Raw genomic sequence first — 1,792 nt, forward strand, 5'->3', positions numbered from 1 at the left:
CGCGAGAGCATACGTAGCAAACCTTCCTGAACGGGGCGGTACGCTCTTTCCGGCAGTGTCCCTGGGTGCCCAGCGATGCGTTCCAGGTCCACCGCCCTGGTCTGGTCAAGGAATACGTGGCTTTCCTGATGTCCAGCATTTCCTCACCCCAACATCCTGGGCACCTCCGACGGGCAGTTTGGGTCCCTTGATTCGCCGGGGGTGGGGTCTCTTCGGTGATTCTGAGGAATTCTCAGCCGTTGCTTATGGCGGTTTTGTCGCCGTTAACACTGCACGAGTTCTATGTCCGGCTCAAGGCCAAGAAAGGCCCCGAGCTTGCCTCATCGACTACTACTTCCAGGGGAAACTCATCATCGACGAGGTCACGGTAAGACGCGCCACCCAGGAGTTCGAGTACAACTCATGACCGGCACCGGTGCCCGCTGAGTTCGCCACGCACTTTGGCAAAGAGGCGGTTAGACAATATTAGCAACAGTATTGGTGAGGTCTGCCGGATGAACCCTTGCAGCGGCGCACTCTGGAGCGCCTGCGCCGGAGTGTGATTACGCGAAATCAAACTCCGACCCATCACCCCCAGCCTCTCCCGTTTCTTTCAGGTCGCAGAGAGACGCTAGAACGTGCCGGAGATCATAGCCGTACAGCTGACCGAGCAATCCTATTCGGCGTGAGGCGAACCGGAGGACCGCCAACGTGAGTTCTCTCTCCAACGCCTGCTGCAGGTCGGCCAGTCCCTCGATGTATAATGGGATCTAAGGTAGCCACGCCCTGGGTTGACCTCTTCGAACACCCTTTTGGCGTCAAGGGCTATCTTATCCGTGGTTATGATGACGGCGCGGTCGGCCCCGTACCGTGCCTGTCTATACTGGAGGGGATAGGCGTCGCCGGCACCGAACTCCCTGTCTTTCAACTCAAAGATCCAAAGCTGCCCTGCGAACCCTACCAGCATGTCAACCTCTCCACCAGCCTCCGAGACGTTCCAAAGAATAGAGTCAAGTGGGACACCGAGCTCGCTGAGTATACTGGTGGTAAGAATTGTCATCCACAGGCTGCCCTGCAGCAGTCGCCTGGCCAGGTCTGATGGGGAATACACCGGCGAAAGCGCTTCTTGGCCGAAAGGGGTCCCGCACGACGGACAGCGCAGTACGTTCATCGAGGCATTCAGGTATTCTGGAGAGGCCAGTTGGGTGAGGGGAGCCCCGGTGCGCTTACACTCGAGGAGGTACTCCATCCTGACGACACCTGCGCCCCTCAATGCTTCGAGAGCGTGCACAAGATCCTCGGGTGACCCACTTGACTTGCGACCAAGCATTTCTCTTTCCCTGACAAACCCTTGCTGCGCGCACAGGCCCAGAACGAGGTTTCGGGTCGATCCCGCAGCCAGTTCACGTGCGACCCGGACTTCCTCTGGGTCGAGAGAAGCCTTGGTAAACTGGACTCTCGATGGGGAAGAAGAGGCAATCGTTTCGTCGAATTGAGGCGCACCGATGGTAAGCGGGCTCCAATTAGGTTTCTCGTCAATGCCGGCTAATCTTAGACCCTGTTCGAAGGTAGCCACAAAATTGTCCAGCCGATCATCTAACCCTTCTGCAACAGCCGATACGACTCCCACTTCCACTTGCGGCTTTGACTCCTCGGGGCGGCGACGGTGGGGCGGGCGGGAGCTCATGTCAAGAGGTGTGGAAAATCGCTTAGTCGGCAGCCGCCCGCTCCTTCGAGGGAACCACCTCCTTGCCATTCACGAACTTCACGCCATTGGCGACTTTTGTTAGCAGATCAGCGCCGTCAAGTTTAT

1 protein-coding gene is annotated in these 1,792 nt (G+C 57.9%); it reads right to left on the minus strand.

Annotated features, from left to right (window positions below):
* Positions 1-655 precede the first annotated feature (655 nt).
* On the minus strand, positions 656-1,615 hold the full coding sequence (locus AB1609_22920) for a hypothetical protein (protein MEW6049287.1): 960 nt from the start codon (positions 1,613-1,615) through the stop codon (positions 656-658).
* Positions 1,616-1,792: the final 177 nt, after the last annotated feature.

Source organism: Bacillota bacterium (assembly GCA_040754675.1).
In the GTDB taxonomy this organism is placed as follows: Bacteria; Bacillota; Limnochordia; order Limnochordales; family Geochordaceae; genus Geochorda.